We start from the raw sequence: 315 nt of genomic DNA on the forward strand, positions 1-315 counted from the left end.
GGGGAATTGATGGTCAATATGTAGTTGATAACAGTGTCAGCGTGCTGGTCGGCCGTCTACGGAAAAAGATTGAAGCTGCGGGAGAACGGCCGTATATTCAGAACGTATTTGGACTGGGATACCGGATGGAGGAAGAGTAATGGATCTGACAGAAATTTTGTGGTGGAGTGCTGGGATGTTTCTTTTGGGGATTCTTGCCGGGGCGGCCGGAATGTACCGGGTTCAGAGAAAAGAACGAAGCCGGGAATTAAAGAAGATATCAGATACTGTGCAGCGAATGACCAGCGGAAAAGAACTCCCCGATTTTTCTGACTG

Annotated in this window: 1 protein-coding gene; it reads left to right on the forward strand. The window is 48.6% G+C overall.

Going from position 1 to position 315, the window contains the following annotated elements; translation table 11 throughout:
* The first annotated feature begins 5 nt into the window (after positions 1-5).
* A complete protein-coding gene (locus tag PZH32_RS14295; protein ID WP_428994049.1) occupies positions 6-140 on the forward strand; it encodes a winged helix-turn-helix domain-containing protein in 135 nt (44 codons plus the stop codon).
* Positions 141-315: the final 175 nt, after the last annotated feature.

It is taken from the genome of Adlercreutzia equolifaciens, from assembly GCF_029076695.1.
Taxonomy (GTDB): Bacteria; Actinomycetota; Coriobacteriia; order Coriobacteriales; family Eggerthellaceae; genus Adlercreutzia; species Adlercreutzia equolifaciens_A.